The organism is Mesorhizobium sp. L103C131B0 (assembly GCF_000502275.1).
Lineage (GTDB): Bacteria > Pseudomonadota > Alphaproteobacteria > Rhizobiales > Rhizobiaceae > Mesorhizobium.
In genome coordinates this window covers 584,360-608,742 of record NZ_AYXC01000002.1, presented here as the reverse complement: position 1 = coordinate 608,742, position 24,383 = coordinate 584,360, and the positions used below count along the sequence as shown (strand labels likewise).

Annotated in this window: 21 protein-coding genes and 2 pseudogenes; 5 read left to right on the top strand and 18 right to left on the bottom strand. The window is 63.6% G+C overall.

What is annotated here, in order from left to right; translation table 11 throughout:
- Window positions 1-100: 100 nt before the first annotated feature.
- From mmsB to X730_RS158360, 3 genes are all read right to left on the bottom strand, one after another.
- On the bottom strand, window positions 101-985 hold the full coding sequence (gene mmsB / locus X730_RS158350) for a 3-hydroxyisobutyrate dehydrogenase (RefSeq protein WP_023825762.1): 885 nt from the start codon (window positions 983-985) through the stop codon (window positions 101-103).
- A gap of 91 nt (window positions 986-1,076) precedes the next feature.
- On the bottom strand, window positions 1,077-1,445 hold the full coding sequence (locus tag X730_RS158355; protein ID WP_023688137.1) for a four helix bundle protein: 369 nt from the start codon (window positions 1,443-1,445) through the stop codon (window positions 1,077-1,079).
- Between the two features lie 41 nt (window positions 1,446-1,486).
- Window positions 1,487-2,656 (bottom strand): isobutyryl-CoA dehydrogenase, encoded by a 1,170-nt coding sequence (locus tag X730_RS158360; RefSeq protein WP_023825761.1) that lies wholly within the window; start codon window positions 2,654-2,656, stop codon window positions 1,487-1,489.
- A 148-nt stretch (window positions 2,657-2,804) separates the two neighbouring features.
- On the opposite strand from X730_RS158360, the gene X730_RS158365 reads away from it, so the two are divergent.
- Both X730_RS158365 and X730_RS158370 read left to right on the top strand, forming a co-directional pair.
- Complete coding sequence (locus tag X730_RS158365) at window positions 2,805-3,413, top strand: dimethylsulfonioproprionate lyase family protein (RefSeq protein ID WP_023744728.1); 609 nt, start codon at window positions 2,805-2,807, stop codon at window positions 3,411-3,413.
- A 2-nt stretch (window positions 3,414-3,415) separates the two neighbouring features.
- On the top strand, window positions 3,416-4,897 hold the full coding sequence (locus X730_RS158370; RefSeq protein ID WP_023825760.1) for a cobyric acid synthase: 1,482 nt from the start codon (window positions 3,416-3,418) through the stop codon (window positions 4,895-4,897).
- Between the two features lie 107 nt (window positions 4,898-5,004).
- On the opposite strand, the pseudogene X730_RS1000000168505 reads toward X730_RS158370, so the two are convergent.
- The 3 genes and pseudogenes from X730_RS1000000168505 to X730_RS158380 form a co-directional block, all read right to left on the bottom strand.
- Window positions 5,005-5,223 (bottom strand): annotated as a pseudogene (locus X730_RS1000000168505) (AraC family transcriptional regulator); the annotation flags it as partial.
- Between the two features lie 99 nt (window positions 5,224-5,322).
- Window positions 5,323-5,493 (bottom strand): hypothetical protein, encoded by a 171-nt coding sequence (locus X730_RS1000000165815; RefSeq protein WP_023670429.1) that lies wholly within the window; start codon window positions 5,491-5,493, stop codon window positions 5,323-5,325.
- Between the two features lie 52 nt (window positions 5,494-5,545).
- A complete protein-coding gene (locus X730_RS158380) occupies window positions 5,546-6,331 on the bottom strand; it encodes a TSUP family transporter (protein ID WP_023753415.1) in 786 nt (261 codons plus the stop codon).
- A gap of 195 nt (window positions 6,332-6,526) precedes the next feature.
- Between X730_RS158380 and X730_RS158385 the strand changes: the two genes are divergently transcribed.
- On the top strand, window positions 6,527-6,958 hold the full coding sequence (locus tag X730_RS158385; protein WP_023691035.1) for a TerB family tellurite resistance protein: 432 nt from the start codon (window positions 6,527-6,529) through the stop codon (window positions 6,956-6,958).
- 115 nt (window positions 6,959-7,073) lie between these two features.
- Here X730_RS158385 and X730_RS158390 read toward each other — a convergent pair whose 3' ends face one another.
- The 5 genes from X730_RS158390 to X730_RS158410 form a co-directional block, all read right to left on the bottom strand.
- On the bottom strand, window positions 7,074-8,696 hold the full coding sequence (locus X730_RS158390) for a dipeptide ABC transporter ATP-binding protein (RefSeq protein WP_023825759.1): 1,623 nt from the start codon (window positions 8,694-8,696) through the stop codon (window positions 7,074-7,076).
- Window positions 8,693-9,562 carry an ABC transporter permease gene (locus tag X730_RS158395; RefSeq protein WP_023706066.1) on the bottom strand — a complete coding sequence of 290 codons (870 nt, stop codon included), beginning with the start codon at window positions 9,560-9,562 and terminating at the stop codon, window positions 8,693-8,695. The genes X730_RS158390 and X730_RS158395 overlap by 4 nt, the downstream gene beginning before the upstream one ends.
- A complete protein-coding gene (locus X730_RS158400; RefSeq protein WP_023710755.1) occupies window positions 9,559-10,506 on the bottom strand; it encodes an ABC transporter permease in 948 nt (315 codons plus the stop codon). The genes X730_RS158395 and X730_RS158400 overlap by 4 nt, the downstream gene beginning before the upstream one ends.
- Before the next feature lie 325 nt (window positions 10,507-10,831).
- On the bottom strand, window positions 10,832-12,307 hold the full coding sequence (locus X730_RS158405) for an ABC transporter substrate-binding protein (protein ID WP_023825758.1): 1,476 nt from the start codon (window positions 12,305-12,307) through the stop codon (window positions 10,832-10,834).
- A 121-nt stretch (window positions 12,308-12,428) separates the two neighbouring features.
- A complete protein-coding gene (locus X730_RS158410; protein ID WP_023751595.1) occupies window positions 12,429-13,709 on the bottom strand; it encodes an acetylornithine deacetylase/succinyl-diaminopimelate desuccinylase family protein in 1,281 nt (426 codons plus the stop codon).
- Between the two features lie 223 nt (window positions 13,710-13,932).
- On the opposite strand from X730_RS158410, the gene X730_RS158415 reads away from it, so the two are divergent.
- Window positions 13,933-14,364: a L,D-transpeptidase gene (locus X730_RS158415; RefSeq protein ID WP_023681747.1), complete on the top strand. Its 432-nt coding sequence runs from the start codon at window positions 13,933-13,935 to the stop codon at window positions 14,362-14,364.
- A 13-nt stretch (window positions 14,365-14,377) separates the two neighbouring features.
- On the opposite strand, the gene X730_RS158420 is transcribed toward X730_RS158415, so the two are convergent.
- The 7 genes from X730_RS158420 to X730_RS158450 form a co-directional block, all read right to left on the bottom strand.
- Entirely contained in the window at window positions 14,378-15,385 is a 1,008-nt protein-coding gene (locus X730_RS158420; protein ID WP_031196649.1) for a lipid A biosynthesis lauroyl acyltransferase, read from the bottom strand.
- 4 nt (window positions 15,386-15,389) lie between these two features.
- The gene (locus X730_RS158425; RefSeq protein ID WP_023815478.1) at window positions 15,390-16,418 is read right to left on the bottom strand and encodes a zinc-binding dehydrogenase; all 1,029 of its coding nucleotides are present in this window, start codon (window positions 16,416-16,418) and stop codon (window positions 15,390-15,392) included.
- 36 nt (window positions 16,419-16,454) lie between these two features.
- Window positions 16,455-17,726 (bottom strand): beta-ketoacyl-ACP synthase, encoded by a 1,272-nt coding sequence (locus X730_RS158430; RefSeq protein ID WP_023825757.1) that lies wholly within the window; start codon window positions 17,724-17,726, stop codon window positions 16,455-16,457.
- Window positions 17,727-17,768: 42 nt separating this feature from the next.
- The gene (locus X730_RS158435; protein WP_023681743.1) at window positions 17,769-18,959 is read right to left on the bottom strand and encodes a beta-ketoacyl-ACP synthase; all 1,191 of its coding nucleotides are present in this window, start codon (window positions 18,957-18,959) and stop codon (window positions 17,769-17,771) included.
- Between the two features lie 55 nt (window positions 18,960-19,014).
- On the bottom strand, window positions 19,015-19,296 hold the full coding sequence (locus X730_RS158440; protein WP_010909964.1) for an acyl carrier protein: 282 nt from the start codon (window positions 19,294-19,296) through the stop codon (window positions 19,015-19,017).
- Window positions 19,297-19,505: 209 nt separating this feature from the next.
- Window positions 19,506-20,054 carry a histidine phosphatase family protein gene (locus X730_RS158445; protein ID WP_023670442.1) on the bottom strand — a complete coding sequence of 183 codons (549 nt, stop codon included), beginning with the start codon at window positions 20,052-20,054 and terminating at the stop codon, window positions 19,506-19,508.
- Between the two features lie 99 nt (window positions 20,055-20,153).
- Window positions 20,154-23,222: a caspase domain-containing protein gene (locus tag X730_RS158450; RefSeq protein WP_023825756.1), complete on the bottom strand. Its 3,069-nt coding sequence runs from the start codon at window positions 23,220-23,222 to the stop codon at window positions 20,154-20,156.
- 145 nt (window positions 23,223-23,367) lie between these two features.
- Between X730_RS158450 and X730_RS01000000164210 the strand changes: the two are divergent.
- Window positions 23,368-24,317: pseudogene (locus X730_RS01000000164210) on the top strand (AEC family transporter).
- Window positions 24,318-24,383: the final 66 nt, after the last annotated feature.

The window sequence follows — 24,383 nt, the reverse complement described above, 5'->3', positions numbered from 1 at the left end:
GGCACATCGTTACCGCCGGGTTATCGAGAGCTTAAGCAAATCTAAATTTGCAATTTTTCCGCGCAATAAAAATCGAGAAAAGCGCTGCCAAATTCGAAACTTATAGAGAACTGCCGCGAAGGAAATTTATGATGCCGGAAAAATCGTCGCCGCCATTTCCCTGGGCGTTGAACAGCGCATAAAGCTGGGCCGCTTCGGCCCCCATCGGCGTCACCGCGCCGGCGCTTTGGGCGGCTTCCTGCGCCAGTTTCAGGTCCTTCAGCATGAGTGCCGCGGCAAAGCCCGGTTTGTAGTCGCGGTTGGCGGGTGAGGCCGGCACGGGACCCGGCACCGGGCAATAGGTGGTCAGCGACCAGCACTGGCCCGACGAGGTCGAGGCAACGTCGAACAGCGCCTGATGCGAGAGGCCGAGCTTTTCGGCCAGCACGAAAGCCTCGGCAACCCCGATCATCGAAATGCCGAGCATCATGTTGTTGCAGATTTTGGCTGCCTGACCGGCGCCGTCGTCACCGCAATGGACGATGCGGCCTGCCATCGGCTTCAGGACCGGTTCGGCCTTGGCGAAGGCATCCTTGGCGCCGCCGGCCATGAAGGTCAGTGTTCCCGCAGCAGCACCGCCGGTGCCGCCGGAGACGGGGGCGTCGATCGAATGCAGCGCGTGTTCCCTTGCTACGGCATGCGCCTTGCGGGCCGACTCGACATCGATGGTCGAGGAATCAATGAACAGGGCGCCTGGTTTGGCCTTGGGTGCGATGTCCTCGTAGACCGAGAGCACGTGCTTGCCGGCGGGAAGCATGGTGATCACGACATCGACGTCCTTCACCGCGGCAACAGCATTAGCCATGACGGTGACACCATGCTCGCGCGCGACGGTCAGGTTCTCCGGCATCAGGTCGAAGCCATGTACCGTATGACCCGCCTTGACCAGATTGGCGGCCATAGGATTGCCCATATTACCCAAGCCGATGAAGGCGACAGTGGTCATAGCGGTGCTCCATGATGAGTAGGCAGTAGGCAGTAGGCAGTAGGCAGTAGGCAGTAGGCAGTAGGCAGTAGGCAGTAGGCAGTAGGGCGACCTATTCGGGTGCGAGTTTGAGAATAAGTTGGCGAAGCATTTTTCCGATGGCCTCGGCCGCCAGAAGCAGGTGCTCAGCTTGCCCATGCGTGGCAACGCCAATGCGTTGAGCGATTTGGAGGTGTGTCTCGAACTCCTTAAGCGAGCCTTGGGCTATCCTGAGAAATTGCTGATAGGAGCCTCGGTTGTCTCGGCCATAGCCTTCCGCGATGTTTGCAGGGATAGAGGTTGCTGAACGGCGGATTTGGCTGGTCAGCCCATATAATTCCTCTTTGGGCCATGTCTTGGTCAATGAGTAGGTGCTGATAGCCAGATCCATCGCCTGCTGCCATACGATAAGATCCTTGTACGAGTTGACCTTGCCGGTCATCTTTGCCTACTGCCTACTGCCTACTGCCTACTGCCTACTGCCTACTGCCGTCCGATCAACGCCCGCGCGATGATGACGCGCATGATCTCGTTGGTGCCTTCGAGGATCTGGTGGACGCGCAGGTCGCGCACCAGTTTTTCGATACCGTAATCATGAAGATAGCCATAACCGCCATGCAGCTGCAGCGCCTCGTTGGCGACGTTGAAGCCGATGTCGGTGACGAAGCGCTTGGCCATGGCCGACCATTTGCCGGCATCCGACGCCTTGCGGTCGAGTTTCGAGGCGGCGGCGTAGAGAAAGATCCGCGCTGCCTGCAATTCGGTCTCCATGTCGGCCAACCTGAACTGCAGCGCCTGGAACTGGTTGATCTTCGAGCCGAAAGCCTTGCGCTCGGCGGTATAGGACAGCGCCTTGTCGAGCGCAGATTGCGCGCCGCCGAGCGAACAGGCAGCGATGTTGAGGCGGCCGCCGTCAAGGCCGGCCATGGCGATGCCGAAACCTGCGCCTTCCCCCGACAGCAGGTTTGCAGCCGGCACCTTGCAGTCCTCGAAGATCACCTGGCGGGTCGACTGCATGTGCCAGCCCATCTTGTGCTCGTTGGCGCCGAAGGAGAGGCCGGGCGCATCCTTCGGCACGACGAAGGTGGAAATGCCCTTCGGCCCGTCGGCGCCGGTGCGCGCCATGACAACATAGAGGTCGCTGTCGCCGGCCCCGGAGATGAACTGCTTGGCGCCGTTAAGCAAATAGTCGTTGCCGTTCTTCACCGCGCGCGTCTTCAGCGCCGCGGCATCCGAACCTGAACCCGGCTCGGTAAGGCAGTAGCTCGCCAGCCATTCCATCGAGGTCAGCTTCGGCAGGAAGCGTTGGCGCTGCTCGTCGTCGCCGAAGCGGTCGATCATCGACGCCGCCATATTGTGGATCGAGATGAAGGAGGAAAACGCCGGATCGGCGTGCGACAGTGCCTCGAAGATCAGCACGGCGTCGAGCCGGCCGAGCGCCGAGCCGCCGACATCGTCCCTGACATAGATGCCGCCGAGGCCGAGCGGGCCGGTCTCGCGGATTACATCGGCGGGAAAGTGTCTTGCCCGGTCCCATTCGAGCGCATTGGGCGCAACGCGATCGGCGGCGAAGGCCTGTGCCATCTCCTGGATGGCGCGCTGTTCCTCGTTGAGCTCGAACTGGCTGGTGCTCGCATCGACCGCGGCGTCCATGGCGTGCTCCCTGTGTTCCCCAGCTGGGGTTGGCTTGCTGGCCTGTTGTTTTTGGCTTTGCGCGCCGCTCAATCTAGACCAATGATGCCGCCGCGCAACCCGGCTCGCCGCGCAGCCGCTGTGCATGAATGGAGCAACGGAGCATTGCGTGCCGACATATTTCGACGAATTGCTCGACCGCTTCCATGCCTATCTCCGGGGCGTGGACAACGCGCTGGTGCGGGACGCCGTGACCCGGATCGGCTGGAATATGACGGCGCGCGTGCTCGAAGCGCATCCGCTGCCTTGCCTTGGTCTGCTCGACCGCATTGTCGAACTGGCGCCGCCGGACCCGCAGCCTCTGGTGCAACTGCTGGCGGAGCGTCGTGACGATCTGTGCTGGGGGCAGACCTACAACGCGAGCGATTTTGGTGAAGCGTTCTTGCAAAAATACGGCTGGCTGGAGGTGTTTGGCACGCGCGGCCATTTCGCCAATGAAGAGGTCGCGGCCGGATTGCTGATCCTGGGACCCGGCATCACCTATCCCGACCATCATCACATTGCCGAGGAGATCTACATTCCGCTGACCGGCGGCACCGAGTGGCGCATGGGCGAAGGCGGCTTTCACACCCGCCAGGCGGGCGAAATTATCCATCACGCCTCCAATGTCAGCCATGCCATGCGCACCGGCAGCGAACCGTTGCTGGCGCTCTACATCTGGCGCGGCGGGCCGCTGTCGCAGAAGTCGACCGTTTCCGGCGCGCAGGGCAGGGGCTGAGCATGGCCAAGGCGNAGGCGATCATGCTGCAAGGCACGGGTTCGGATGTCGGCAAGACGGTGCTGGTGGCGGGGCTCTGCCGCGCGGCCAGGAATCGCGGGCTGAAAGTCAGGCCGTTCAAGCCGCAGAACATGTCGAACAATGCCGCCGTCGCCGACATTCCGGGCGACAACCGCCCCGGCGGCGGCGAGATTGGCCGTGGGCAATGGCTGCAAGCGCTGGCGTGTGGTGTTCAGCCGACCGTGCATATGAATCCGGTGCTGCTCAAACCCCAGAGCGACATCGGTTCGCAGGTGATCGTGCAAGGCAAGGTGTTCGGCGAGGCGCGAGCGCGCGACTACCAGACAATGAAAGCGGGGCTGATGGACGCCGTGCTGGAGTCCTGGACGAAGGTCGGTGAGGGCGCCGATCTGGTCGTCGTCGAGGGCGCCGGATCGCCGGCCGAAATCAACCTGCGCAGCCGCGACATCGCCAATATGGGCTTTGCCACGCGCGCCGACGTGCCGGTCATCCTGGTCGGCGACATCGACCGCGGTGGCGTCATCGCTTCGGTCGCCGGCACGCATCTGATCCTGCCGGAGGAAGACAGGCGCATGATCGTCGGCTACCTCATCAATAAGTTCCGCGGCGATGTCTCGCTGTTCGACGACGGCATCCGGTCGATCGAAAGCTTCACCGGCTGGCGCTGCTTTGGCGTCGTACCGTGGCTGAAGGCGGCGGCGCGATTGCCTTCGGAGGATTCGGTCGTGCTCGAACGCCTGGCATCGGGCGAGAAGCGGGCGTTGAAGGTCGCCGTGCCGATGCTTGGCCGCATCGCCAATTTCGACGACCTCGACCCGCTCAAGGCCGAGCCGCAGGTCGAAGTGGTGTTCGTGCCGCCGGGGCAGCGCTTGCCGGAGGATGCCGGCCTGGTGGTCATTCCCGGTTCCAAATCGACGATCGGGGATCTCATGAAATTCCGCGAGAATGGCTGGGATCGCGATCTCCTCGCGCACCGCAAACGCGGCGGCCATATCGTCGGCATTTGCGGCGGCTTCCAGATGCTCGGCCGCCTGGTGCGCGATCCCGATCGCATCGAGGGCAGCGTCACCGAGGCCGAGGGACTCGGCCTGCTCGACATCGAGACGGTGATGGAGCCGGAAAAGACGGTGCGCAATGTCAGCGCCCGCTCAGCGCCGTTCGGCCTGGCGCTCGAGGGCTACGAAATTCATCTCGGCCGCACCACCGGGCCGGACATGGCGCGGCCGTCGGCTGTGATCAACGGCATCGACGACGGTGCGATTTCCGCCGACGGCAAGGTTTTTGGCACCTATCTGCACGGCCTGTTTTCCGCCGACGCTTTCCGGGCGAGATTCCTGGAAAGCCTCGGCGTGAAAGGCGGCGGCATCGACTATCGCGCGGACGTGGAAAAAGCGCTGGACGAGATCGCCACCGAGCTGGAGCGCCATCTTGAGTGCGATGCGATTTTTGGGTTAGCAAGGTAGGACCGTCCACCGTTTCGCCATCCTCGGGTCTGCGCGTCCGCTTCATTTCCACTCCGTGGATGTCGAAGTTCGGGCGCTTTCGCCGACCTTCGACGCGGCGCTGAAGGACCAAGGCCGATGGCGAAGGATTCTGCGAAACTGATCACCAGCGGGACGGTGAGCGAGGCGTATTCGACATTGCGAAAATGGCCGGGCGCCGTTTCGCGATAGCCACAAATGTCGGTGACCGCGTTCTGCAGCCGCAGGCCCGGCGCGCGCCGCACCATCTCGAACCGGTCGGCTACCGGGCGGTGCTGTTGATCGTGGCGCTCCGTCTCGCCGGACATGGTCATCCTTCCGCGCGGAAGAGCCTAACGGACCATGCATCCAAAGCAAAAGCGCCCGGCTTTTGACCGGGCGCTTCGAATTGCAGAAGTCTCGGGTGCCTAGGCGCCGCGCATCAGGCAGGCGGCGGCAAGCACAATGTATGCGATGAGGACAATCCACACCGCAGCCAGAGGAATGAACGCAAGAACGCCAAGCGCGGCGAGCACGCCGATGATGGCGATGACAAGGGATATGATGAAAACAAGCTGAGTGGGTGCACTAAGATTCATGTGTGGTCCCTCCAACATGATTCGTACAACGGCACTCTATCAGGCGTGAGGCTTATACACCAATCAGCTGGCGCAATGGGTTCGCCGGGTCGGCCAGCAGCTTCACCGCCAGAGCCAGGCAGATGATCACCAGCAGCGGCTTGATCAGCCGGGCGCCGATGCGGATGGCAAGGCTGGCGCCGAGCCGGGCGCCGAGGAACTGGGCGACGCCCATCATCAGCCCGATCTTCCAGCAGACGACGCCGGCGACGGCAAAGACGATGAAGCCGCCGATGTTGGAGGCGAAATTGAGCAGCTTGGTGTGTGCCGTGGCCTTGAGCACGCCGAAGCCGGCGAGGCTGACGAAGGCCAGCATGTAGAAGGAGCCGGCTCCCGGCCCGAACAGCCCGTCATAGAAGCCGACCAAAGGGGCGATGACCAGCCCGAACAGGAAGGGCGACAGGCGCTCGGCGCGGTCGACATCGTTCATGTTGGGTTTCACGGCGAAGTAGATCGCGATGGCGATTAAAAGCAGCGGCAGCAGCGCCCGCAGGAGATCACCCGGCACGAATGCCGCCAGCAAGGCGCCGACGGCACTGCCGGCAAGGGCCAGAAGCGCCGATGGCAGCTGTCGGCGCAGATCGACATGGCCATTCATGGCGTAGTGGATGGTCGCCGAAGCGGTGCCGAAAATGCCCTGCAGCTTGTTGGTTCCAAGTGCTGCGACGGGCGGGAAGCCGGCAAGCAGCAGGGCCGGGATGGTGATCAGCCCGCCGCCGCCGGCTATCGAATCGACAAAGCCGGCTGCAAAGGCGGCGAAGGCAAGCATGATGACGGTCTGGGTAGCGAGGTCGAGCATCGGGATTTCTGAACATTCCGGCGGGAAAGGTGGTGCCGCGCCTTCTCATGGCCATCCGGTTTGCGCAAGGCCGATTCCGCGCTACGTCCATCCAAGCGCGTTGCGCTTGGATTTCCTGTGGTGCATGTCATTATCTCAGTACCGCTGCGCAGTTTTGGGTCATGTGCGCTGGGCGGGCTCGGGAAAGGGACACTGTTGGCGATGGCATTGCTCGACCAGATACGCTCGATCTTCGATGGTGACCCCGGCGTGCGCAAGGTTGCCGACGACCCCGTGCTGTCGGCGGAACTCTTGATGCTGTTTCGCATGATCCTGGCCGACGGCTCGGTTTCGGAGAGCGAAATGGTCGCCTTCCGGCGCATCTGCAAGGACGCCTTCGGCATCCCGGAAACCAGCATCGACGCGGTCATCGAATATCTCAATGATTTCGGCTACGAGACCAACGGTTCGCAAGCCATGGCGCTGTTCCGCGATCTCGATGTCGAACGGCGCAAGTTGCTGGCGCTCCACATGGCGGAGATCGCCAAAGCCGATTCCAAACTGGCCGAGAGCGAAGTGCGGCTGTTGCGCCGCACGCTCGATTTGCTCGACATCAGCCCGGTCGATGTGGTGAAGCCGGAGGAGTGAGGCAGACCAGGGGCAACGGCCGCCCGGCCGGGTCCCCGCTGCTTCGCAGCGTCCCAGCGTTCGTGACCTTTCATCGTGCCACTGGCACGATGAATTCGCTGCGCGAACCGGTCGCTCACCCCTGTTCCTGCATACGGTGAGCGATCGCCTGATGCAGATCGGGCGCAGCCGCGACCAGCGCCCTGGCCGCCTCCGACTGCGGATGATCGAGCACGTCGCCGGTCTTGCCGCGCTCGACGATCCTGCCGTCATGCATGACCAGCACCTCATCGGTGATGGCGCGGGCGACGGTCAAATCGTGAGTGATGAAGAGATAGCCAATGCCGAGCTTCTGGTTGAGCTCTGCGAACAGATCGAGGATCTGGGCGCGGATCGACACGTCGAGCGCCGAGACCGGCTCGTCGGCGACGACCAGCTTCGGCCTTGTGATGATGGCGCGGGCGATCGACAGGCGCTGGCGCTGGCCGCCGGAAAACTCATGCGGATATTTATCCATGTCGCTGACGCCGAGGCCGACCTCGTGCAGCGCATGCGCCACCATCTCGCGCCGCTCGGCCGGTGTCGGCTTCTTTTCCAGTACATGCAGCGGCTCGGCGACCAGTTTCTCGACCTTCTGGCGCGGGTCGAAAGAGCCGTAGGGATCCTGGAACACCACCTGCATGTCGCGCCGCGCGGCTTTGAGCTCCGCCTCGCTTTTGCCGGTGATGGTCTCGCCGCGAAAGCGGATCGTTCCCGATGTCGATTTGTCGAGCGCCAGGATCATGCGGGCAAGCGTTGACTTGCCGCAGCCGGAGCGGCCGACCAGCGCCACCGATTGGCCCGGCGCCAGCGACAAGGACACGTCGTCGACGGCGCGGATTGGAGCCGCTGACTTGAACAGGGAGGTGCGCCGGCCCGGATAGTCCCGTGTCACGCCTTCGACCTCAAGCAGCGGTTTGCCCTGGCCGGTGGCGTGAACCTTGGCGCGCGCGGGCACGTGCATGGAGGCCAGCGCCAGCTGGCGCGTGTAGGGATGCAGCTGTTCCGATAGCGTGCGTGCGGTGTCGCCGGCTTCCATCACCTCGCCATGACGCAGGATGGTGATGCGGTCGGCCATTTCGGTGACGACGGCGAGATCGTGCGAGATCAGAAGCAGGCCCATGCGGTTTTCGCTGACAAGGCCGCGCAAGAGGTCGAGGATCTGCGCCTGCAGCACCACGTCGAGCGCCGTGGTCGGCTCGTCGGCGATGAGCAGCTTGGGTTTCAATGCGCAGGCAATGGCGATGACGACGCGCTGGCGCTGGCCGCCCGACAATTCGTGCGGATAGCGCGACAGCGGGAATTTGGCCTCGGGCAGGCCGACGCGGTCGAGCATTTTGCGCGCGCGGTCTTCGGCGTCGGCACGGCTTGCCCTAGTGTGCCAGCGTATGCCTTCGGCGACCTGCTCGCCGATGGTCTTGACGGGGTTGAGCGCCGTCATCGGCTCCTGGAACACCATGCCGATGTCGTCGCCGCGCAGCGCGCACATCTGGTCCTCGGTTGCGGCCAGAATATCGATGCCGTCGAAGGTCACGCGGCCGGTGGCGCGCGCAGCATGCGGCAGAAGCTGCATGATGGTCAGCGCCGTCATCGATTTGCCCGAGCCGGATTCGCCGACCAGCCCCATCACCTCGCCGGGCGCGACGGAGAGGTCGACCCCTTTCAGGATCGGCGTGTCGCCGATGGCCAGCGACAGGTTCTCCATCTGCAGCAGGCTCATCGCTGCCGCCGCGATTTCGGGTCGAGTATGTCGGCGATGCCGTCGCCGAGCAGATTGAGCCCAAGCACCGTGACGACGATGGCCATGCCGGGGAAGATGGCCATCCAAGGCGCCACCACCATGCGCGTCTGAGCGTCGAACAGCATGCGGCCCCAGCTCGGCATTGGCGGCTGGGCGCCGAGGCCGACATAGGAGAGGCCGGCTTCGGCCAAAATGCCAAGCGCGAACTGGATGGTGCCTTGCACCAGAAGCAGCGTGGCGATGTTGGGCAGCACGTGCTCGGTTGTAATCTGCGCTTTGCTCTTGCCGGCGGCGCGGGCGGCGAGGATGAATTCGCGCGGCCAGATCGCCAGCGCGCCGGCGCGGGCGACGCGCGCAAACACCGGGATGTTGAAGATGCCGATGGCGATGATGGCGTTGATTGCGCCCGGTCCGAAGATGGCGGTGATCATGATCGCCGACAGCAGCGCCGGGAAGGCGAAGACGAGGTCGGTCAGCCGCATCAGCGCCTCGTCGACCAACCCGCCGCGCGCCGCGGCGAAGGCGCCGAGCGGCACGCCGACGCCCATGCCGATGCCGACCGCGACCAGCGCCACGGCAATCGAGTTGCGGGCGCCGACCATGATCATCGACAGGATGTCGCGGCCGAAATGATCGGTGCCGAACCAGTGCGCCGCAGAGGGCGCCAGCGTCTTGTCCGAGATCACCAGTTTGGTCACGTCGTAGGGCGTCCAGACGTAGGAGATGACCGCTATTGCAGCCACCAGCACCGTGATGGCGAAGCCGATGAGGAAGGAGCGGTTGCGGAAGGCCTTGGCCAGAATGCTGCCCAACGTCTCCTGCGGGATGTCGATGTGCAGCGTCATTGCCGGCCTCGAAGGCGCGGATCGACGATGGCGTAGGAGACGTCGACGACGAGGTTGACCGCAATGACGGCGACGACCAGCAGCATGACGATGCTTTCCACCACGATCAGGTCGCGCTGAGTGATCGCCTGGAACACCAGCCGTCCGAGGCCGGGGAGATAAAAGACGTTCTCGATGATGATGGTGCCGGCGAGCAGGAAGGCGAATTGCAGGCCCAGAATGGTCAGAACCGGGATCATCGCGTTGCGCAGCGCGTGCCGCCATAGCACGGCGCGGTAAGGCAGGCCCTTGGCGCGGGCGGTGCGGATATAGTCCTCGTTCAGCACCTCGATCAGCGCCGAGCGGGCAACGCGCGCCAGGATCGCCGCCTGCGGCAGAGCGAGGGCGATGGCCGGCAGCAGCAGCGATTTCAGCGCCGGCCAGGCGCCGGCGCTCCAGCCGGGGAAACCGCCGGCCGGCACCAGCCGCAGCCAGACGGCAAAGAGGTAGATCAGCATCAGCGCGAACCAGAAGTTCGGGATGGCAACGCCGAGCTGGGCGGCGCCCATGGCGATCGTATCGCCGGCCCGCCCGCGCCGGCTGGCGGAATAGAGCCCGACCGGGATGGCAATGATGGTGGACAGCGCCAGCGCGATCAGCGCCAGCGGCAGGGAAACCGCCATGCGCTCGCGGACAAGGTCGATGACCGGCACTGAATAAGTGTAGGAGCGGCCGAAATCGAGGCTGAGCAGACCGCCGACCCAGTGGAGGTAGCGCAGGAGAAGCGGCGCGTTGAGGCCCATCTGGTTGCGCAGGAGTTCGACCTGCTCGGCGCTGGCGTTGAGGCCAAGCATCAGCCGCGCCGGATCGCCGGGCAGGATTTCTAGCACGGCGAAGACGACCATCGAGGCCAGGATCAAGGTTGCGATGGCGATGGCGAGGCGTTTGAGGAGGTAGGCGGTCATGGTGGAGGGGCGCCCGGTGCGGCTGCGCCTTGAAAGTCGAGTTCCCCCCCACCCCCCTCTGTCCTGCCGGACCCGGCCCTTCGCTGTCGCTTCGGGCGTTCGTTGTTCGGAAAGCCAAGCAGTTGGCTTTCCGTCCGCTGCGCGGACCACTCCTCACCCCCCGCAAGGGGGGAGATCAGCAGGTTCTGTGTCGTCGACCAGCGTTCAACGTTCGCGATAGGCGAAAGCGGAGATGAGAGCCCGATCTCCCCCCTTGCGGGGGAGATGCCCGGCAGGGCAGAGGGGGGTGTGACGGAGCGCAAACGCCGCCCTTTGGCCCGCCGCCTCAATCCGTCCACTTCACCTTGGTCAGATCATTCGCCTGGATCGGCGCATTCTCCCACAGGCCCTGCAGCTTGGCGTCCCAGACGCCGACCTTCGGCAGTTCATAGAGGAAGCCGACCACGGCGTCGTCGGCCAGGATCTTCTGTGCTTCGCCGAGCAGCGTGTTGCGCTTGGCGTCGTCGGAGGTGAGGTTCAGCTCGGCGATGATCTTGTCGAAGGCGGGGTTGTCGTAGTTGAAGTAGTAGTCCTTGCGCGAGTAGATATCGATGTCGTTGGGCTCGGTGTGGGAGACGATGGTCAGGTCGTAATCCTTCTTGGTGAACACCTGGTCCAGCCACTGCGCCCATTCGACCGGAATGATTTCCAGGTCGATGCCGACATCGCGCAGCTGCGAAGCGATGATCTCGCCGCCAAGCCGCGCATAGGAAGGCGGCGGCAGTTTCAGCATCGCCTTGAAGCCGTTCTCCAGGCCGGCCTGCTTCAGCAGTTCCTTGGCCTTGTCGACATTGTGCGGATAGAGGCCGGTGAGGTCGACATAGGCCTTGCTGGCCGGCGACATGTGCGAGCCGATCGGCACGCCGAGGCCGGCCGAGGCGCCGTCGATGATCGCCTTGCGGTCGAGCGCGAAGGCAATTGCCTGCCGCACCTCGAGCTTGTCGAAAGGCGGCTTCTTGTTGTTGATCGCCAGAATGGTCTCGCCCTCGGTCGAGCCGATCACCACCTTGAAGCGCGGATCGTCCTTGACCTGCGCGACGCTGTCGGGATCGAAGAAAGGGAAAGCCTGGATGTCGCCGGAGAGCAGCGCCGGCACGGCGGCGGCGGCGTCGGGAACGATGCGGAACTCGGCCTTGTCGAGGAACACCGGGGCGCCCCAGTAAGTGTCCGATTTCACCAGCGTGATCGACGAGCCCTTGGCCCAGCTCTGGAATTTGAACGGGCCGGTGCCGATGGGCTTTTCCTTGTTGGTGTCGGCGCTCTCGGGCGCCACGATCACGGCGTCGCCCCAGCCCAGATTGTAAAGGAACGACCCTTGCGGGTTCTTCAGCGTCACCTTGACCGTTGCCGGATCGACGACTTCGACCGTATCGATGGCGGCGAACAGGGCCTTTTGCGCGTTTACGGAATTGTCGGCACGGGCGCGGTCGAGGGAGAACTTCACGTCGCCGGCGTCGAAATCGCTGCCGTCATGGAATTTGACGCCGGTGCGCAGCTTGAAGGTGTAGACCTTGCCATCGTCGGAAATGGCCCAGCTCTCGGCAAGGTCGGGCAGCACTTCGCCATTCGGGCCGATGCGGGTCAGGCCCTCGAAGACGTTGGCGTAGAGCACTTCGTCGATCGCCGCGGCAGCACCGGCGGTCGGATCGAGATGTGGCGGCTCGAGCGTAATGCCGATCACCAGGTCGGTGCGTGCGGCAAATGCCTGACTGCCGGCCAGTGCCAGCACTGCGGCGGCAAGAATGGTTTTCCACAATCTCATCGTGCAACTCCCAAATGCTCGAACCCTGGTACGATAGAAGCGTGATTTCGAGGTGGAGTAAATTGCGTTTCGTGCTCTGCAGCGGCGCGGGGAGGAATGTTTTTTCAGCGAAGTCGATGGTTCAGTCCGCGGCCGTGCCCCTAAGCAGCACATTCAGCCCGATCGCCATCACCTTGGCCGACTCCACCATGTCAGAGATACCGACCCATTCGTCGGGCCGGTGGGCGAGGTCCAAAATGCCCGGGCCATAGGCGATGCAATCATAGATGTGGCCGATGCGGGCGATGTGCTTCTGGTCGTAAGTACCTGGTGAAATGACATAATCCGGCTCGCGGTCGAAGATCGCCATGATGCCTTGCGCCACCGCCTTGACCACCGGCGCATCGCGCTCGGTCATCAGCGGCAGCACCTCCATCAGGTCGCGAATCTCGTAGTCGAACTTTTTGCGCTCGCGCTTCAGCCGGTCGAGGATATCGGTCACCTCGCTCTTGACCGTGGCAAGGTCCTCCTCGAGCAGGAAGCGGCGGTCGATGGTCAGCCGGCAAGCGTCGGGCACGTTGGGTGAGGGCAGGCCGGGGCGGAAATCCTCGGTCTGGCCGCCATGGATCGAGTTGATGTTCATGGTCGAGCGCTTTGCGCCTTCGGGCACGACAGGCATGCGCGTCACCTTGCGGTCGAGCGCCGGAAAAAGTTCATCCTCGAAGGCCTGCAGCACGGCGCCCATGTGGCGCACGGCATTGTCGCCGAGGAACGGCATCGAGCCATGCGCGATCTCGCCCTTGGTCTCGATCTCCGCCCACCAGACGCCGCGATGGCCAAGACAGATGCGGTCCTTGTTCAGCGGCTCGGGGATGATGACGTGGTCGACCTTGGGTTTCGAGAAATAGCCGAGCCTGGCCAAATGGGCGACGCCGCCGAAGCCGCCGGACTCTTCATCGACGGTGCCGGAGATTTCGATGGCGCCGGGAAAGTCGGGGAAAACCTCCATGAAGGCTTCCGCCGCGATGATCGAGGCGGCCATGCCCCCTTTCATGTCGCAGGCGCCGCGGCCGTAGACCTTGCCGTCCTTCACCACCCCGGCAAAGGGATCGACGCTCCAGCCTTCGCCGGCTTCGACCACATCGATGTGCGAGTTGAAATGGACGCAGGCCCCAGGCGAGCGGCCGTCGAAGCGGGCGACGACATTGACGCGGGGATAGCGGTCGGTGTCGCCGGGCGTGCCTTCGGCGCGGATGAATTCGGTTTCGAAGCCAAGCCTGCCTAGGCGCGCACCGATATATTCGGCGCAGGGGCGATAGGCTTCGCCGGGCGGGTTGATGGTCGGGAAGCGGATCAGGTCGGCGGTCAGTGCGACCAGGTCATCAACACGGGCGTCTATCGCTTTGAAGAGTCGTTCGCTCATTCCCGGATTTGAGCAGGCAAGGGGGTGGTTTTGCAAGCATCGCGCCACTGGCGCCGAAACTTCGTGTCGCAGCGGCAACTATGGCGGGAAAATCGTTCAAATTCGCTGCTTTAGATTGGCGAATTTATCAAGGAGTGTGTGTTAGATCACTCACCTGTCGTTAAAAAGATGAAAAACCGCGTGATGACAGGGCAGGCAAGGGGCATCAAAGGGGTTTGATCTCATGACTAAAATCGTTCTCATGGCAGCTGCTTTTGCTGCGATGCTGTTCGGCACGTCCATCGAAAGCAGGGCTGCCTCGCTGGTGGCCAGCATCGACGTCTCGTCGCAGACCATGACCGTCAGCCAATACGGCCAGGTGCTTTATCGCTGGAGCGTGTCGACCGCGCGCAGCGGCTATTTCACGCCGCGTGGCACCTATCGGCCGCAACGCACGGCGCGGATGTGGTATTCGAAGAAATACCACATGTCGCCAATGCCTTACTCGGTGTTCTTCCATGGCGGCTACGCCATCCACGGCACCGGCGCGGTCAGGCAGCTAGGGCGTCCGGCATCGCATGGCTGCGTGCGGCTGCACACCGCCAATGCCGCGATGTTCTATGCGATGGTGCGCGAAGTCGGCTTCGGCAATACGCGGATCGTTGTGACGAACTGAGGCTTTCGACCACTTAAGATTGACGCTGCCCCTGGCCGGTGGCGTTGGCCTGTCCGCGCCGGCGGCGACGCCGGCCTGAGATTTCCCACCTTTTGTGGAACCACATCCACTGTCCCGGATCTTCGCGCACCCAGCGCTCGACCACGTCGGCGAGCAGTTGGGTGGTGGCCGCGACATCGACGCTGCCGCTTTCATTGCGCGGCAAGGTCAGCTTGTCCTCGATCTCGAGGCGGAAGCGGTTGCCTGGCAGCCGCACACATCGCGCCGGATAGACGTCGCAATCATAGTGACGAGCGAGCATGCCCAGAACCGGATTGCTCTGGCATGGGCGACCGAAGAAGATCGTCTCCAGCCCGCTGGAGAATTTCTGGTCGACCAGCACGCCGATATTGCCGCCCTTCTCCAGAATCGACGCCAGCGCGAAGGAGGCGCCGGTCGAAGACGGCAGCAAGGCGCCCATGCTCGAACGCCGCGTCGAATGGATATAATCGGCGAGGTAAGGATTGTTGGGCGGACGAAACAGCGCCGTGATCTTCATGCCGAACGTCGCGGCTGCCACGGGCAGCAGCTCGAAATTGCCGAGATGGCCGGTGAACAGGATATGCGGTTTGTCCTCGCCAGCTATCTGATGGAAATGATCGGCGCCACCGACTTCGACGCGGCCGGGCTTCGCTGCCTTCGGATCATAATCGAAGAGCGCGTCAAGAAAGATGTATTCGGCGGCGAGCCGGGCCATGTTGCCCCACATGTCGGAGGCGATGGCCTCGATCTCGACATCGCTCTTTTCGGGATAGGCAAGGCGCAGATTGTCGATGGCGACACGGTGGCGCCCGACCCGCGGACCGATGCGCCGGGCCGCGCGGTCGGCGAAATTGAGCGCCCTGTCCGCGGGCAGGAGGCGCAGCAGCGAGATGATCGTCATCGCCACGCGCGCCACCAGCCAGTGCTCCATCTGGCGCAGTCTTCGGCCATAGCGGAACATGAAGTCCCGGCGGGCTTTCTTGAACACCGAGCCGGCCATTGTCCTAGGAAACGCGCAGGATGATCTTGCCGAACACGTCGCGGCCTTCCATGCGCTTCAACGCGGCGTCGATGCCGTCGAAGCCGACCTCGGTGTCGATGACAGGTGCGACCTGTCCCGCCGCCATCTTCTGCATGGCGTTGGCCATGTTCTCCATGCGGCAGCCGAAGGACCCAAGCAGCTTCAGCTGTTGCTGGAACAGCTGCATCAGATTGATCTGCGTCGACACGCCCGAGGTCGAGCCGCAGGTGACCAGGCGGCCGCCGCGCTTGAGGCACAGCATCGAGGCGGCAAAGGTGTCGGCGCCGACATGTTCGAAGACGACGTCGACGCCCTTCTTCCTGGTGAGCTTGCGCACGACGCCTTCGAAACGATCGTCGCGGTAGTTGATGACATGGTCGGCGCCGAGCGCCTTGGCCTTGTCGATCTTGTCGTTGGAACCGACCGTGGTGATGATGGTGCAACCCATGCGCTTGGCCAGCTGGATCGCCGCCGAGCCGATGCCGGAGCCGCCGGCATGGATGAGGATGGTTTCGCCGGGCTGCAGCTTGGCATTGTCGAACAGCATGTGCTCGACGGTGCCGAAGGTGACGGGGGCGACAGCCGCGCCGACATCGGTCACGCCGGGAGGAGCAGGGACCAGCAGGCGCGCCGGCAGGTTGATCTTCTCCTGGGCAAAGCCGTCGAGATGGAAGCCGTGGACGCCCGAGACATGTTCGCAGAGATTGTCGCGGCCTTCGCGGCAGGCGCGGCAAAGGCCGCAGGTGCGCGCGCCGTAGATCGACAGCAATTGTCCGGGCAGCAGGCTGGAGACGCCGGGGCCGACAGCTTCGACCTCGCCGGAGGCTTCGGCGCCGACGACCAGCGGCAGCTTACGCTTGGCGAAGGCCATGCCACGCCAGCCCCAGACGTCGATATGGTTCAGCGCCACCGCCTTGATGCGCAGCGTGACTTCGCCCAATGCGGGGGGCGGCGGGGGCGGCAGGTCCACCGTTTCAAGACGGCGGTCCTCAATAAGTTGCAGTGCGCGCATGGGGCCTGTCAGTTCAGTCTGGCTGAAAAAGGTCGCTTAGACCGGTTCCCGCGCCATGACAAGGCAAGTGTTCTGGCCGCCGAAGCCGAACGAGTTCGACAGAACGCTACGAACCTCGGCATTGCGCTTCTTGTTGGGCACCACGTCGAGCACGATTGCCGGGTCGGGATTGTCGTAGTTGATGGTCGGCGGAATGACGCTTTCGCGCATGGTCATCAGCGAAAACGCCGCTTCGACGGCCCCGGCCGCCGACAGCGTGTGGCCGATCATCGACTTGTTGGACGAGACCGGCATCGAGCCGATGCGATCGCCGAACACGGTCGACAGCGACAGATGCTCCATCTTGTCGTTTTCCGGTGTCGAGGTGCCGTGAGCGTTGACGTAGTCGATCTCGTCCTTGCTCAAGCCGGCATCGGCAAGGGCGGCGCGGACTGCTGCGATCGCCGGCGAACCGTCGGGCTTGGAACGGGTGCGATGGAAATCGTCGGCCTTTTCACCGCAGCCGCGCAGGATGCCGAGAACGCTGGCGCCCCGAGCAAGGGCTGCCTCAAGCGATTCCAGCACCAGAGCGCCGGAGCCTTCGGCCAGCACAAAGCCGTCGCGGTCCTTGGAGAAGGGTTTTGACGCCTTTTCAGGGATGTCATTGTGGGTCGACAGCGCCGAGAGCAACGAAAAGCGGATCAGCGCCTCGGCGGTTGCCGAACCGTCGGCGCCGATGGACAGCGCCCGGTCGCATTCGCCGCGGCGGATCGCTTCGACGCCGAGCTGGATGGCGGTGGCGCCCGAAGCGCAGGCCGTTGACAGCGTGATCGGCAGGCCGCGCGTGCCAAAGCGGTCGGCCAGCCGGTCGGCGATCGCGCCGAACTGCGTGCTTGCGAACGTATCTGTTTCCTTCAGCCCGCGCGCCACCCTGAGCAGCCTTTCGGCGCCGGCGCCTTTGCCGTCGGAATTGTAGAGCGCGAAGCGATCCTGCCAGTCGAGTTCGACCGGCGGCGAGGCGAGGAACAGAGGCCCGCCAAAATCAGAGGAATCGAGGCCGGATTCGGCCACCGCCTCCTTCGCTGCGGTTTCGGCCAGCTCGTAGGTCAGCAGGCTGGCGCCTTTCGAGCTTGAGTCGAGGAAGTCGACCATGCCGGAGATGCGGGTGTTGAGGTGGTCGACGGGAAAGCGGGTGATCGGGTGGATGCCCGATTTGCCGGAGGTCAGTGCCGCCCAGTTATCGGCCTTGCCGATGCCGAGCGACGTTACCACGCCGATGCCGGTGACGGCGACGATCGGCCTGCCCATGTGATCTCTGAGATTGGCCATCCGGAACCTCTTAACTTTGCAGCACGATCGCGCAGCGCTGCTTCAAGCAGCGTTGACCAGCGCCATGCCCTCGAATTGGTGATAGCCGATCGCCGTTGCGAGCACGGTTTCGGGAATGCCTTCGAACGGCTTCTCGGCCGCGGCGTCGAATACGGGGTAGGCGGCCTTGCGGTCGACGGCCAGGGCGGCGAGGGCGACCGCGAATGGAAACTGCGCTTCCTTCATATGCCCGGTCAGCGTGGCGAAGCCGCGCGCCGATATCGCCGGATTGGCATCCAGCGCTGACTTTTCGGCTGACGTTGCGGTATGCGCCCCGGATGCGCCCGACAGGGCCAGCAACTTGCCGTTCGGGAGAGCCGCCTGTTTGAGCAATGCCGCGATCTCGGCGTCAAGCTCGCCGCGCGAACGCCGGGCGCGGCCTGAGACGACCGGTCCGAGCTCGGCATAGATTTTCCGCCCACGGCTTTGCGCGTGTTCGCGCTGCTCCAGCACCAGGAAGGCGCCGCCGGAGCCGGAGACCAGGCCACCGCCCTCGGCGCCCTGTCTCTGCCAGACCGGCTTCCATGGGCCGCGATGCAGATAGCCGGCCAATTCATAGCCGAGCAGCATGTCGGAATGTTCGGTCTGGAAGGCGCCACCTACCAGTATGTGGGTCGACTGTCCGGAGCGGATGCGCGCGGCGGCGGTCTCGACGGCGGCGACGCCGGCACCTTCCTCGCCCATGAAGGTCCTCGACGATCCCGTCACCTTGTGGACGATGGAGATGTTGCCGGCGAGCAGATTGGAGAGCTGGGCCAGGAAAAGCGTCGGCCGCAATTCGGTGGTCAGTTTCTCGTTGAGCAGCACGTCGCGGTCGTTGCGGCTCTCGGACGCTGCGAGGATGGCGGCATCGACCGCCTCGTCCCGCTCGCCGCCGCCGGCGGCCACCACCATGTCCATCGTCGTGCAGAGATCGTCATTGCCCTTGATGCCGGCGTCGTCCAGCGCCATGCCGGCCGCATAGGTGCCGAGCCGCTGCCATGTTTCCATCTGCCGCTGGTCGCCGCGTTTGGCGATCTGCAGGTTCCAGTCGATCTCCGGCAGTGGATGCACGGTGTAGGGCGCAAAGCGCGCGGATTCGAGCACCGGCTGCAGGCCGGGCTGCGCCAGCTTCTGCCAGTGGGTATCCGGACCCTCTCCCAGCGAGGAGACAAGGCCGATACCGGTGATGACGACGTCGCGAGGGCTGCTCATGAGCGGCTTTGTGGGTCAGGCGGCGCAGCCCGTCAAGGCCGCGCGCCAGCCGATATCAGGCGGTCTTGGCGGCGACCAGCGCGTCGATCTTGGCGCACAGGTTCTTCATGACGAAGTAATCGTCGGTCGAAGCCTTGCCGTCATTGACTTCCTGGGTCCACTTTTCCAGCGGCACCTTGATGCCGAATTCCTTGTCGATGGCAAAGACGATATCGAGGAAATCGAGACTGTCGATGCCGAGATCGTCGATCGTGTGGCTCTCGGGAGTGATGGTGTCGATATCGATCTCGCTGGTGTCGGCAATGATCTTGGCGACTTTGTCGAACGTGGTGGACAAGGGCTCTTCCTTAGGTTGCGGGCGGAATCTGTCCGCATCTGGTTTGGGCGCTGTCTAATCGGTTTTTCCCGGCAGGAAAAGGCCTGATGCGCGGGGCGCAGATGGGATGGCCCTCCCGTGAAGACAAGAAGGGCTGCCCGACAAGCCGGCGGCCCTTCCAGTTGACGTTACGTCAGATAAGTTTTTAGGGAGCTTGACCACTGGCTTTCTCAGAACGTGACGCGGCCGAGCACGCGCAAGCCATCGCCCTGCGGCTCGACCACCACCGCTTCGCCCTCGCGCGGCGAGACGCCGGTCAGCGCGACGATGTTTTCGAGATGCGTGACCATGACCAGATTGTCGGAACCGGTGTAGGCGCGGATTTCCTTCATCACCGCGTCGAGCTGCGCGGCCTTCTCGGTCGGATCGCTCCTCAGGAGGTCGAGCGGCGCAAAAAGCTCCGGCTCCGCTTCGAAGGCGATGCGGGCAGTGTCGAGGCAGCGGCAATATCGGCTGGACAGCACCCGCTCGATGGGGGCGGCGCGGGCGCCGAACAGCGCGCCGATCTTGCTCGCCTGCTGCTTGCCGCGCGCCGATAGATTGACCTGGGTGGCACAGTTGTCGATGACGAAATTGGCGGGGTCGGTGGTGCCGGTGACCAGTGCGTGGCGAAGCAGCACGACATGCCCGCCGTCACGCAGCAGCGCCCAGCCGGCGTCGGTCGCGTGGGCGACGGCGGGAACAGCAAGCAGGAACAGCGACAGCACAAATCGAATCATCGAAACCTTTCCGGGAGCCGGATGCCGGCTCCGGTCATTCTGATATAGGGATCGGAAAGCCGGCACAAAGACAAGCGAAAGGCGAACCCTCGGTTCGCTTCACATTTTCGCCATTTGCTTCTTCGCCAGCTCGATCTTCTGATCGGTGAGCGGGATAGGGATCGTGTAGCCGGCTTCGGTGAAGCCCTGCTTGGCGTTCTCGAAGAATTCGATCGCCTTGAGATATTCCGGCTTGCCCGCGCCATAGCTGGCGCGGTTCCAGTGGACGTCGCCGATATTGTTCTGCTCGAAGGCCCACTGCAGCGGCTGACTTTCGCGCGTAAACACCTTCAGCGCCGCCGTGAACGCCGCTTCGGCGTCGTTGAGATATTTGTCGGTCCGCTGGAGATTGCCGAGATTGAGCAGGCTCATACCGATGCCATTTTGAGCGTTGGCCCAGTCGACCGGCGCGGCCTCGATGGTGAGTATTTCGAGCGCTGCCCGCCGCGCCGCAATCGAATCCTGCAGCGTCTTGGCATCGCCATTGCTCATGCTCAACCAGTGCAGCGTCGAGCCCAGGCCGGCCTGGGCCATTGCCCATTGCCGCGGGTTGGTCTCGCGCTTGTAATCGCGCAACGCATTGCCGTAGGCGTCGACCGCCTCGCTGTAATGCTCGGGCTTGTCGGTGACGCCGCCGAGAAGCTGCAGCGTGTTGCCGAGATTGTAGTAGCTCATCGCCCAGTCCTGCGGGAACTTCCGCCTGACATAGACCTGCCGTGCCGCCTGGAAGGCTGCCGCCGACTGTTCCAGCTTGGCCGCATCACGCGTGCGCTGGCCCAGCGTCTGATAGATCGAGCCGAGATTGTTCTGGGCTGACGCCCAGTCCATCGGGAAGCGCTTGCGGGTAAACACCGTCAGAGCGTCGTCATAGGCAGCAGCAGCTTCTTCGAGCGTAGCCGTGCCCATATCGAAGCGGGCGATACCGCTCAGCGCATTGCCCAGGTTGAGGCGGCTGGTCGCCCAGGACACCGGGAAAGTTTCGCGGGTTCGCACTTCTAGCGCGGCGCGGAAAGCGTCGGCCGCCTCATTGATCTTGGCCTTGTCGTTGAGCTGGATGCCAAGCGTTACAAGCGTGTTGCCGAGATTGTTCTCGACCATCGCCCATTCCACGGGTGCTTTCTCGCGTGTGTATTCCTCAAGCGCCAGCCGGTAGGCTGCTTCCGCCTGGGTGAGATGCTCGCCGGCAGGCTCACGCTCGGAGAGTGCATAGAGCGCGAGGCCTAGATTGTTCTGCGAACCGGCCCAGTCCAACGGCAGCTTGTCGCGCGGACGCTTCTCAAGGGTGGCGCGCGTCGCCGCCACCGCTTCATTGAGACGCTTCGGGTCGCTCTCGCGTTCGCCGATCTTAAGCAGCACATTGGCCAGGTTGTTCTGCGCAGCGGCCCAGTTGCGATCATCTTTCTCGCGCTCGAAAACGGCAAGCGAACCGCGGAAGATCTGCGCTGCCTCTTCCAGATGCGCGGTCTCGGTTTCGCGTTCGCCGATGGTTTGCAGCACGACCGCCATGTTGTTGCGAGTGATTGCCCAATCGCGGCTCTGTTCGCCATTGGGAATGAAGTTCAAGATGACATGATAGGCCTCGATGGACTGTTGTAGTGCATCGAGGTCGCCGGTGGCGTATCCATAAGCGTTCAGCGCCTCGGCCTCCTGGTTCTTGTAGTTCCAGCGCAGCTTTTCGTCCCACTTCTCGACCAGCGAAAACGCCTTGGCGTAGTCGCTGGCGGCGGATTCGTAGTCGAAGACCAGCGCGGCGGCGTCGGCGCGTTTGGCATAGATGGCGGCGTCGGCGATGCGCTTCTGCCGGAGCAGGTCCTCGGCTTCGTCGACCGCACCGCTGTTTTCCTCGATCCGGCCGACCGCGTCGTCGAGGAATTTGCGCGCCGTCACCATGGCGCCCTGGCCGATGGCCTTGTCGGCGGATGCGACCAGGCGACTGATCTCGGGATCGTCGGTGCGTAATGCGGCGCGCTCGGCCATCATCTTCTTCAGACGCTCGGCCTGGCTGTCCAGCACCTTCTGCAGGTCGTTGGGATCCTCGGGGATCTTTTCCGTGCCGAGCGCCTTGAGCACGCCGTAGAGAGCGTCAAGGGGCACGCCGTCCTGCAGAGAAGCCAACTCCACCTGAGCCCGCTTGGGATCGGGCAGGTCGGAAATGGTCAGCAGCAATTGCCGCCGCTCACCGGTGATCAGCCCGTCGTCGCCGGTCGGTTCCGGCGGCGCGACGCCGAAATAGAGCAGGCGACGCAGGCTCTCGCTGACCCAAGGTCGCTGCTTTGCCTTGGTGTCGAGATAGACCTCCTCGGTGACCATGCGCATGACCGAGCCGAATTCCGTGCCTTTCATCGCGGTGAGGTGGCGCAGCAGGGCGGCGGCGTAGGGGCTGTTTTCGCCGGCGGCGCCATCGAGCGCCGGTCGGCCCGGCTCGGCGGCGAAGCCGACCACGGTTCCCAGGCTGGCATCATCCAATGAGGCATCGGCGAGGGCTTTTGCGCCGCGCACCGGTTCCAGCCCGCCGGCGCCGACAGGCTCGGCGGAAGCCGTCGGCCCGCGTCGCACGACCGCGTCCGGCGGAAACGGGTTGGTGCGGCAGGCGTCAAGCAGCACGATCGTCACCGGCACGGTCTTTTTCAGCTCGTCCATGACGGCTGAAATCGGCACCAGCGCCTCACCAGCATTTTTCAACGACGAGACATCGGCATCGACCGGCACCAGATAATTCTCGCCGCCCGCCTCGATGCCGTGGCCGGAATAATAGATGAAGGCGACGTCGGCGCCTTCGGCGTCCTCGACAAACCGATCGAGATCGCGCTTCAGCTTGGCGGCATCGCGATCGGTGACGTTGCGGGCGTCGAAGCCGAGGTCGGTCAGCATCTTGGCCATGTCGCGGGCGTCGTTGGCCGGGTTGGCAAGGGCTGCGATGTGTTCGTATTTCGACTGGCCGATCATCAGCGCCACGCCCTTGAGACTTTTGGTCTCGGCGGCCTGGGCCTCAGATACCCCAAGGCAAAGCAGTATAGCGACGAAACCCGCCAGCCACCCCTGTCTGACCAGCCACACTTGTCTGACCAGCCACTCCTGTCTGACCAGCCACTCCTGTCTGAAATGACGCTGTTTCGGCGTCGCAACCATTCGCTGTGTGTCCGCCCTGATGATCCCAAGCCTGTATAGCGCTGCCACCCGACCATGATCAAATTCAGGCGCCGGGCGGATCGAGGAGCGGTTTCTGAAGATCATGGCGATTGCGCTGGAATCCGGGCTCGCCTATCCCTGAAAAATGTCTCCGCTCACCGAAACCGTTCTTTTCGTCTTCAGCCTCGTCGCGCTCGGCTATGTCACCGGGCTCACCGGCTATCTGAAACCGGCCAGCGGGGACGGCATCTCCGAATTCGCCATCAACGTCGCGATGCCGCTGCTGCTGTTTCGGACGATGGTGAATTCCGATTTCCACGGCGTGGCGCCCTGGTCGCTGTGGGGTGCTTATTTCGCGGCGGTTGCAATGACATGGGCCGCCGGCCATCTGGTGACGACACGGATCTTTGGGCGGGACGCGCGCACCGGCATCGTCGGTGGAGTGTCGTCATCCTTCTCGAATGTGGTGTTGCTGGGCATTCCCTTCGTTCTCGGCGTATTCGGGTCCAGCGGATTCGAAGTGCTGTCGCTGCTCGTTTCCGTGCATCTGCCGACCATGATGATGGCTTCGATCATCATGTTCGAGCTATTTGGCCGCGGCGGCAGCGAGCCCGTACACCCGCTGCGCATCATCCAGAGCTTTCTGAGAAGACTGTTCACCAATCCGTTGATCATCGGCATCCTGGCCGGGCTGGCATGGCGCCTCACCGGCGCGCCGCTGCCGAACCTTGCCATGCGACTGGCCGATGCGCTGGCTAACACCGCCGGGCCGGTGGGCTGTTCGCCATGGGGCTCAGCCTGCGCCGTTTCGGCATTTCCGGTAACATCCGACCGGCGCTGGCGCTGTCGACGCTGAAACTGTTCCTGATGCCGGCGCTGGTCCTCGGCCTGGTCTGGCTGTTTGGCCTGCCGCCCTTGACGGCCAAAGTGGCGGTCGTGGTGGCGGCGCTGCCGTCCGGCATCAATTCCTATCTCATTGCCGTGCAGTTCAACACCGGCCAGGCGCTGGCGTCGAACCAGATGACTATCGCCACGGCAAGCGCGGTTATTACAACCGCCTTTTGGCTGACGGTGGTGGTTCATGTCTTTGGGTAGGCTTGGTCTTTTGTAAGGCTGTCTTTGGCAAGGCTGGTCTTTGGCAAGGCTGGGGCCCAAACTAAT

Bases quoted from the DNA above. Each gene is read 5' to 3' on its own strand.
- mmsB (WP_023825762.1), bottom strand. From the start codon at position 985: ATGACCACTGTCGCCTTCATCGGCTTGGGTAATATGGGCAATCCTATG.
- X730_RS158355 (WP_023688137.1), bottom strand. From the start codon at position 1,445: ATGACCGGCAAGGTCAACTCGTACAAGGATCTTATCGTATGGCAGCAG.
- X730_RS158360 (WP_023825761.1), bottom strand. From the start codon at position 2,656: ATGGACGCCGCGGTCGATGCGAGCACCAGCCAGTTCGAGCTCAACGAG.
- X730_RS1000000165815 (WP_023670429.1), bottom strand. From the start codon at position 5,493: ATGAATCTTAGTGCACCCACTCAGCTTGTTTTCATCATATCCCTTGTC.
- X730_RS158380 (WP_023753415.1), bottom strand. From the start codon at position 6,331: ATGCTCGACCTCGCTACCCAGACCGTCATCATGCTTGCCTTCGCCGCC.
- X730_RS158390 (WP_023825759.1), bottom strand. From the start codon at position 8,696: ATGAGCCTGCTGCAGATGGAGAACCTGTCGCTGGCCATCGGCGACACG.
- X730_RS158395 (WP_023706066.1), bottom strand. From the start codon at position 9,562: ATGACGCTGCACATCGACATCCCGCAGGAGACGTTGGGCAGCATTCTG.
- X730_RS158400 (WP_023710755.1), bottom strand. From the start codon at position 10,506: ATGACCGCCTACCTCCTCAAACGCCTCGCCATCGCCATCGCAACCTTG.
- X730_RS158405 (WP_023825758.1), bottom strand. From the start codon at position 12,307: ATGAGATTGTGGAAAACCATTCTTGCCGCCGCAGTGCTGGCACTGGCC.
- X730_RS158410 (WP_023751595.1), bottom strand. From the start codon at position 13,709: ATGAGCGAACGACTCTTCAAAGCGATAGACGCCCGTGTTGATGACCTG.
- X730_RS158415 (WP_023681747.1), top strand. From the start codon at position 13,933: ATGACTAAAATCGTTCTCATGGCAGCTGCTTTTGCTGCGATGCTGTTC.
- X730_RS158420 (WP_031196649.1), bottom strand. From the start codon at position 15,385: ATGGCCGGCTCGGTGTTCAAGAAAGCCCGCCGGGACTTCATGTTCCGC.
- X730_RS158425 (WP_023815478.1), bottom strand. From the start codon at position 16,418: ATGCGCGCACTGCAACTTATTGAGGACCGCCGTCTTGAAACGGTGGAC.
- X730_RS158430 (WP_023825757.1), bottom strand. From the start codon at position 17,726: ATGGCCAATCTCAGAGATCACATGGGCAGGCCGATCGTCGCCGTCACC.
- X730_RS158435 (WP_023681743.1), bottom strand. From the start codon at position 18,959: ATGAGCAGCCCTCGCGACGTCGTCATCACCGGTATCGGCCTTGTCTCC.
- X730_RS158445 (WP_023670442.1), bottom strand. From the start codon at position 20,054: ATGATTCGATTTGTGCTGTCGCTGTTCCTGCTTGCTGTTCCCGCCGTC.
- X730_RS158450 (WP_023825756.1), bottom strand. From the start codon at position 23,222: ATGGTTGCGACGCCGAAACAGCGTCATTTCAGACAGGAGTGGCTGGTC.